The sequence below is a fragment of the Candidatus Magnetobacterium casense genome, assembly GCF_019173545.1.
GTDB lineage: Bacteria > Nitrospirota > Thermodesulfovibrionia > Thermodesulfovibrionales > Magnetobacteriaceae > Magnetobacterium > Magnetobacterium cryptolimnobacter.
On sequence record NZ_JABXWD010000147.1, the window covers coordinates 1 to 8,361 of the forward strand.

General features: G+C 47.9%; 6 protein-coding genes. 3 read left to right on the forward strand and 3 right to left on the reverse strand.

All coding sequences use genetic code 11. The features are described from left to right. Positions 1-193: 193 nt before the first annotated feature. The 3 genes from HWQ67_RS09170 to HWQ67_RS09180 all read left to right on the forward strand — a co-directional run bounded on the left by HWQ67_RS09170 (position 194) and on the right by HWQ67_RS09180 (position 5,530). Complete coding sequence (locus HWQ67_RS09170) at positions 194-976, forward strand: glycosyltransferase family 2 protein (protein WP_218252386.1); 783 nt, start codon at positions 194-196, stop codon at positions 974-976. A gap of 178 nt (positions 977-1,154) precedes the next feature. Continuing rightward, positions 1,155-4,469 (forward strand): PAS domain S-box protein, encoded by a 3,315-nt coding sequence (locus tag HWQ67_RS09175; protein WP_218252387.1) that lies wholly within the window; start codon positions 1,155-1,157, stop codon positions 4,467-4,469. After that, complete coding sequence (locus tag HWQ67_RS09180) at positions 4,466-5,530, forward strand: response regulator (RefSeq protein ID WP_218252388.1); 1,065 nt, start codon at positions 4,466-4,468, stop codon at positions 5,528-5,530. Before HWQ67_RS09175 ends, HWQ67_RS09180 begins: the two co-directional genes overlap by 4 nt. A 64-nt stretch (positions 5,531-5,594) precedes the next feature. Here the strand turns inward: HWQ67_RS09180 and HWQ67_RS09185 are convergent, their stop codons facing one another. The 3 genes from HWQ67_RS09185 to HWQ67_RS09195 are packed head-to-tail and all read right to left on the reverse strand — an operon-like array spanning position 5,595 to position 8,147. Continuing rightward, positions 5,595-5,819 carry a type II toxin-antitoxin system HicB family antitoxin gene (locus HWQ67_RS09185; RefSeq protein ID WP_218252389.1) on the reverse strand — a complete coding sequence of 75 codons (225 nt, stop codon included), beginning with the start codon at positions 5,817-5,819 and terminating at the stop codon, positions 5,595-5,597. Positions 5,820-5,835: 16 nt separating this feature from the next. Continuing rightward, positions 5,836-6,315 carry a type IV pilin protein gene (locus HWQ67_RS09190; RefSeq protein ID WP_218252390.1) on the reverse strand — a complete coding sequence of 160 codons (480 nt, stop codon included), beginning with the start codon at positions 6,313-6,315 and terminating at the stop codon, positions 5,836-5,838. A 47-nt stretch (positions 6,316-6,362) separates the two neighbouring features. Next, positions 6,363-8,147: a tetratricopeptide repeat protein gene (locus HWQ67_RS09195; protein ID WP_218252391.1), complete on the reverse strand. Its 1,785-nt coding sequence runs from the start codon at positions 8,145-8,147 to the stop codon at positions 6,363-6,365. Positions 8,148-8,361 lie beyond the last annotated feature (214 nt).

Below are 8,361 nucleotides of genomic sequence, written 5' to 3' on the forward strand. Positions count from 1 at the left end.
GAAGGGGTCAAGGGGGCTGGCCCCCTTGCGGGGGGTTCTAAAGGGGGGCGGAGCCGCCCCTTTCTTTCTTTTCTTAGGGGTGAACTATTGTTATACATATTTATGCTCTCTTGCTTACCATCCTTTTTATATATTATAGGATCGCCCTGGTGTTTTTCAAGGGGCGTTTCATGTTAGACTATATATACATTTTATGGATAACAGGATTAAGGTATCATTTGTAATACCCAACTGGAACCAGGGTCAGTTGCTGAAGGAGTTGGTTGAATCCATTGACGCCTCCGTGGGCGAGCTGGATAAGGAGATCATAGTTGTCGATAACGCCTCCGCTGATGGCAGCGAGGGGCTGGTTGTGGGCGCTCACCCACACGTCTTCTGGATATCAAACAAGGTAAACGAGGGCTATGCAAAGGCAACAAATAAAGGGGCATGGTTATCCACGGGGGATTTTATTTTTCTGCTCAACAACGACGTCGTGTTGCAACCCGATACGGTCATCAGGTTGCTTGAGTGTCTTGACAATCATCCCCGGGCCGGTGCCGTGGCCCCGGTGCTTTATTATCCGGAGGGCGGACTACAGATAACCTGCCGGAACTTTCCCTCACCGATAGCGCTGGTGCTTGAAAAGATGCAGATTGCAAGGCTTGGCCCCTTCAGGAAGTGGAAACTCACACACAAGGAACACCTCTGTTGCAACACGGTCTTACAGCCTATGGCGTCGGCGCTTCTGATCAGACGTCAGTGCTGGCAAGAGGTCGGGGCACTGGATGAGCGTTTCCCGATCTTCTTCAACGATGTTGACTGGTGCTACAGGCTGTACAAGGAGACCAAACACGTCATCATGCTCTGCCCCCAGGCCACGGCGGTTCACCACGAAGGCGCCTCCATCAAACGCCTCGGCTACAAAAAACGCATCGAACTCCTCAGAGGACTATCCACCTTCTACCTCAAGCACTACCTCAGACTCATGCAATAAAGAAAGAAGGAGGGCGGCTCCGCCCCCTCCTCAGACCTCCCCCGCAAGGGGACCAGTCCCCTTGACCCCATCATTAAAAAGTCCAGAAATAACTCTATTTTTATGCAAAACAATTTCACCGTGTCCGCATACTATCGGTCTTTTCTTTTTCTGTATGTCTGTTCTATAATATTTAACGATGGCAACCTCAAAGATACTCATAGTGGAAGACGAGTCCGTAGTGTATGAGTGGATGACCATAACATTGAAGCGCATGGGATATGAGATATTACCCCCTGCCACAACCGGTGTGCAGGCCATAGAGAGCGTCAAGGAAAATGCCCCCGACCTGATCATTATGGACATCTCTATAGGCGGAGATATAGACGGCATAGAAACTGCCAACCGCATACGGGAGATATCAGAGGCATACGTAATATACGTATCGGCCCACTCAGATGATAATACCTTTGCGCGTGCAAAATTAAGCGGTTCCTATAGTTATATCGTTAAACCCATTAGTGCAAGTGAGTTCAAAACCAACATCGAAATGGCAATATACAAGAATCAGACAGAGCGTGAGCTAAAGGAGTTTAACAGGCAACTCAGCCAGAGCGAACAGAGGTACCGCAGCATTGTTGATAACATCGGCATAGGGATAGCGGTTATAGGCAGGGGGATGAAGATAGTCTCTCTTAACCGAAGGATGAGAGAGTGGTTTCCGGATATAGACATATCGGAGAAACCGCTGTGTTATAAGAGTTTTAACAATCCACCCCGTGATTGTGTTTGTGTTTATTGCCCTGTAATCCTCTCTTTTAAAGACGGCGCTGTACATGAGAGCACAACGGAGACGCCTGCCGGAGAAGGTGTAAGAAACTTCCGGATTTTGGCCAGCCCCCTCAGGGATGAAATCGGCTCAGTCTATGCCGTAATAGAGCTTATCGAAGACATCACTGAACAAATGGATATCCAGAGGCGTTTGCTTGGGCAGTCGGAGATAAACAGCTCAATGGCTGAGGTTTCAAGGGCGCTTATACAATCCGACCAGATATCCATTGAAGAGATATCAGAGCTGATCCTGCACCATGCCAAGGCCCTGACTGAGAGCGCATATGGCTATGTCGGTTACATTGATGCCGAAACGGGTTTTTTTGTCGTTCCTACCTTGACAACAGACGTCTGGGACAAGTGCAATGTCCAGGATAAGAGGGTTGTATTTGAAAAACTTGGAGGTTTGGTTGGTTGGGTGCTGGATAACAAAGAGTCGCTGTTGACAAACGCCCCTGACAGGGATCACAGAAGAGTCGGTACACCCGATGGCCATATACCGATAACACGCCTTCTGTCGGTACCGGCCATGATCGGCAATAAGCTCCTTGGGCAGTTGTCCGTTGCCAACTCTATGCGTGACTATACGGAGGTGGACAATGACGTGCTTTTGCGTCTTGCCAACTACTATGCCTTAGCCATAGAGCGTAAAAGGATTGACGACGAATTAAAACGGCACAACCAAAAACTCGAAGCAGAGGTAAAACGACGCACGGCAGAGCTTGTAACCTCAAACAGGCTGCTTGAAGAGGAGATCATCGCAAGAAAGGCAACAGAAGGAAAGCTAAAAAGTAAAAACATCTTTAGCGATCTTATCATAGAAAGCGTCACCGATGGCCTGTGTGTGTGTCATTCGGTTGAACAATACCCCTTTGTCAGATTTACCGTGTGGAACCACCGTATGAGTGATATCACAGGCTATACGATGGAGGAGATAAACCACCTTGGCTGGTACCAGAGCATGTACCCCGATCCACGGGTGCAAAGCCGTGCAATCCAGCGCATGGCTGCCATGAGATATGGAGATGACCTCATTGCCGAGAGGTGGGAAGTGACATGCAAGGATGGCGAAAAAAAACTCTTTGCCATCTCAAGCTCCATTCTTTATGATGTTGATGGTTCAGCCCACGTCCTTGCCCTTATGCAGGATATAACCCAGAGCAAGAGGGCAGAGGACGATCTCCGCAGGGCCGCCTATGTGATCGAGCAAAGCCCCAACATGGTGGTTATTACGGATATCAACGTTGAGATAGAGTATGTGAACAAGATGTTTACCAATATTACAGGATACAATGCAAACGAGGTGATTGGTAAAAACCCCCGGATATTAAAATCTGGCAAGACCCCCCCGGAGGTGTACACAGAGCTGTGGGGTAGACTAACTGCCGGACAACAATGGCAGGGTGAGTTCTGCAACAGGCTAAAGGATGGCACGGAGATATGGGAGTTTGCCAAGGTGTTTCCCCTTAGAGACTCTGATGGCAATATAACGAATTATCTTAAAATGGCGGAAGATATAACACATAAGAAGCGCCTTGAGGCAGAACTCAGGCAGTCGCAAAAAATGGAGGCAGTTGGACAACTTGCCGGTGGGGTTGCACACGATTTCAACAACATACTATCGGCGATAAAGAACTATGCCTACCTCCTGAAAAAAAGGCTCAAGGGGGATGAAAAACTCCTGGATTTCGTAGACCACATCTTTTCCTCCACGGACAAGGCCACATATCTGACGCAAAGCCTTCTGACCTTCAGCCGAAAACAGGTAATCAACCTCAAGGTTGTAAACCTGACAGACATTATAACGTCTACGAAAAAACTCTTTGAGAGACTCGTCAGGGAAGACATAGACCTCCAGGTGTTTGTGCATGTCCCGGAGATAATGATACATGCCGACATCGTGCAGATTGAAATGGTGCTTATCAACCTTGTCAATAACGCCATGGATGCTATGTCCGAAGGCGGGGCGCTGACTATCAAGGCCGACATTATAAGTATAGACGCTGACTTCAGGGCAAGACACAACTACGGAACTGTTGGCAAATATGCCAGGCTGGTCATATCAGACACGGGAGCTGGTATGGATTCAGCCACAAGAGATAAGATATTTGACCCCTTTTTTACGACCAAGGAGGTAGGCAAGGGGACAGGTTTGGGCCTTGCCACCGTCTATGGCATAATCAAACAGCATAACGGCTACATTAACGTATACAGTGAACCCGGCAGCGGTTCAACCTTTACAATACTTATGCCTCTCATTGACAGTACAAAGGAAGAAGCCAGTCCCATATCCATACCTGGTACCGCAGGCGGTGTCGAAACCATACTCCTGGCCGAAGATAACGTTGAGATGCGAAATAGCACAAGGATATTGCTGCAGGAGGCAGGCTACCAGGTGATAGAGGCCACGGACGGCATAGATGCCATGAGTAAGTTCGATGAACACAAGTTCAAGATTGACCTTGTCCTGTTAGATGTGGTAATGCCCAGGGCAAATGGCAAGGTCGTTTACGACCACATAATAAAACAGACAGGTGGTGCGGCCAGGGTTATCTTTTTGAGTGGCTACTCCTATGAGATAATTAAAAAGCAAGATGTCCTGGAGCAAATTGGAGTCTATATACAAAAGCCTGTAAGACCTGATATACTGTTAAACAAGATAAGGGAGGTACTTGACCAATGAGCAAAGCCGGATTGCTTATCGTTGATGACGATAGGGCATTATTAAATTCCTTGGTTATAATCCTTGAGGAAGAAGGCTATGATGTTTCCTCTGCTTCAAGTGGTCAGGAAGCCCTTGATATGTTAAGGCGTGATAGCTATGACGTAGTGGTTACTGATATAAAGATGCCTGGCATGTCAGGTCTTGAACTAATAGAGGCGATAAAGTCAGTTGGCATTGAAACACCAGTAATCCTTATGACGGCATTTGTCGAGGTAAAGACAACGATTGAAGCCATCAGAAAGAATGCCTTCGATTTTATCATAAAGCCTTATGCCCCTGAGGACCTTATATTGGCTGTTGAAAAAGCCGTAAGATTCAATGAGCTTATCAAGTTGGAGAAAGACTATAAGCGTAGTCTTGAATTTAAGGTTGAACAAAGGACTAAGGAGTTGGGTGATGCCCTGATGATGGTCAGAGACCTCAACGATGAGCTTTTGAGGCGTCTTACCGCTGCTGCCGAGTGCAGGGATACCGACACGGGTTCACACCTGACACGGATCGGCCTCTATTGTAAGAGGCTTTCAGAGGTGTTGGGCATGTCTGCCGATTTCATTGACGACATTGTTTTTGCCAGCACCCTGCACGACATTGGAAAGATAGGTATAGCAGACGGTATCCTCCTGAAACCTGGCGCTCTCACTAAAGAGGAGTTTGAAATCATGAAAGGACACACGACCATAGGCAGCAACATGCTTAAGGGGTCTTCCAATGCCAAGATATTGATGGCCGAAACAATCGCCCTGCGTCACCATGAGAGGTGGGACGGCTCAGGTTATCCTGGTGGCCTCAGTGGAGAGGATATCCCACTGCCTGCACGGATCATTATCATCTGCGACCAGTACGACGCCCTGATGATGAAGAGGCCATATAAATCCCCACTGGGTCATGGCAGAACCTATGAAATCATTACAACAGGTGATGGCAGGACGATGCCGCAGCACTTCGATCCGGAGATACTTGAGGCATTCAAAAAAGCAGCCATAGACTTCTCTGATATATTCCGCTCTTACCAGGATTGAGGGTAGGGCAATAAGTACTTGGACAAAAATTTTTATATAAACGTTAGGAGTAAGCATTATGGGGTCAAGGGGACTGGTCCCCTTGCAGGGGGTTCTGAAGGGGGGCGGAGCCGCCCCTTTCTTTTTTTGTATCGTATGCAACCGAGCGATCTGCCATTATTCGTAACGCTAGTGCCTTGACATGTACAATGGCCTCATTGCGAGTATCTCCATAGACAAGCGCACCGGCAATGTCGGGCACCTCTGCAATCCAGCGTCCGTCCTCTTCTTGTTCGGTTTCAATTGTCACGGCATTTTCCGTTGCATTAGAAGCCGCACCTGTTGTTGTTGTTGTCTATCTTCAGTTCGCTACTGGCGCATGTTGCCCCTGATGAGACAGAGGTTGAGACGGCTTTATCAACAGCACCGGCTACATAAGCAGTGGCCGTACCGGTAGTGGTGATGGAGTAGACAAAGTTCAACGCCGCCGTGTTACCCGGCTTAAAGCCCGGCAGGAAAGCCTGTATGCTTGTAACACCGGAAATCGTTGCATTCGTGCATACTGTTGGTGGTCCACCTGTTCGGTAGTAGCAACCGTTTTCGTTAAAGTACTGCTCAAGGTGCAATCGGATAGCCTCAAGGTTTTCCTTGGCCTCAGCCCTCCTTGCCTTATCCCGTTGCCCTATGTAGGTCGGTATGGACACGGCAGCAAGTATAGACATTATTACAAGGGTTACCAGTACCTCCACCAGGGTAAATCCTTTGTGTCCGAATTTGTCGCGCATTTCAAATCTTGCTTTCTCCATAAATTTTCTCCTTTTTCTAAGCATGATTGATTCTAACATAATATATGTTACTTTAACAATCCGTTGGTTTTTAGTTTTTCCTCTTTGCGCATTATGGTAAGGCGCAGGAAGTTGATGGCATTTTTTGATAGTTCCCCTCCCGGCTCGCTGTCTATCACGGCAGAGAAGGCGGACTCGGCCTGGTTGAGTTTGTCAAGTTCGAGGTAGCACAGTCCCAGATTAAAGCGGGTGTGTATCAGGGTTGGGGAGACGCTCAGGGCCTTTTCAAAGAGGGCTGTTGCCTTGGTCAGCAGAGCCGGTTTATCGTCTGCGTTGAGCTCGGATTGGCGCATGTAGAGGTAGCCAAGGTTGTTGTATGCGTTGAGGTTATTGGGGTCTGCAGCAATGGCGGAGTGCAATAGTGCTTGTGCCTTTACATAGTCGTTTCTCTTCATCTGGAGTGTTGCAAGTGTGTTTAGAATGATGGAGGTTTGTTCCGGGCTCTTGATGGGGTGTTTCATGGCAATGGTGAGTTCGTTTTCGGCTGCCTTGAGGTTTTTTTCCTGCAGGAGTGCTATGGCGTAGTTTGTGTGGGCCACTACGGAGTCGGGGGTTTTCTCTACGGTATCCTGCCATAGTGCCAGGTCATTTTTCCAGACCTTGAGTCTGTCGTGGGTCATATATGAAAATGTCAGCAGGAGTACTGTCGCAGTGACGATAAGGGTTTTGCTGCCAAGGAGCCTATACCCTGCAAGTACAGCCAGAGAGGCAAAGCCTGCCGAGGGCAGATACAGGTAGCGTTCCCCCAGGGGGTTTGCCACCTGCGAAAACATGATAGTTAGTGACGGCATCAGTGTTACTGTCACCCACAACAGATAAAATAGTTCCGTCCTAAAACCCCTTACGGTAAAGATTATGCCACAGACAGCCGGTAGCAAGAAAACGGGTATATAGACGGGATTGGCCGGAATCTTTGGCATAAGAGTCAGATTGATGGGCAGGAGCAGTTTTTCGACATAAAATGCACAACCATAGACAACGGTGTGTATAAGCTCTCCCGCCGATACGCCTGAGGACAGAAAGGCGCCCTTGGAGCCGGGTTTCAGCAAGACATCCCTGAGACCACCACCCTTTCTCAGGACAAAGTACAACAAGACCACGGTTGACAGCACTCCAATGGTGATTAGTATGTGCCTTTTGTTCATCCGTGTCATCAGTGCGTAAATAACGGCCATGATGGCAAAGGAGATACCGTTTTCCTTTGACATCAGCGAAAAAAAGAAAAATATGCCACAGACAACCATGGCCTTTGTCTGCCTGTCTCTTTCGTAGGCCATAAACGACAGCAAGGCCAGCAGGAAAAACGTTGTTGTCAGGAGGTCTGTCCTGCCCGATATCCACGCCACCGCCTCTGTGTTAATCGGGTGAGATGCAAAGAGAAGGGACGACAGCAGCGGCAGGAGCAACATCGTCTTGTCCCCTGTCTTGTCTGTAGTGGACTGCCGGGGTATTGGCAAAAAATACACAAGCGACACAAAGAGCAGCAGTGCATTGGTACTGTGTATCAGGCAATTAGTCAGGTGGTAGCCAAAGGGATTTGTTCCCCATATGCGGTGGTCTGCGAACATGGAAATATACACAAGTGGACGATAGTACAGATAACTATTGAACAAAAAGTTATAAGGGTTATTTTTATCAATCAGAGTGTAAGTGTTAATTACATGCAGGTCATCCCACACGGGGGCATTATATAATGTCGGCAGATAGAGCAAAAACACACCAATAAACACTATCACCCCTGTCATAGACATGAGCACATAGTTTCTTTTTATATAATCGTTGACTGTTTCCACGTTCAAATACCTTTTATGTTTAAAATGCCTCGTTTGGTACGGAGATGCAAAAAGGGGCATTTCTGCCCCTCTGCCCTCGCTGCTCTTTAAATTATCGTTGCTGGAGAGAGAAACGCTTATCTGGTTGTAACCACCTGACTGAAGATCGGGGAAGTTGTATCCGTGGCGTATGCAGTGATGTTGACCGCACGTGAACCACTTGGAGTTACAAATA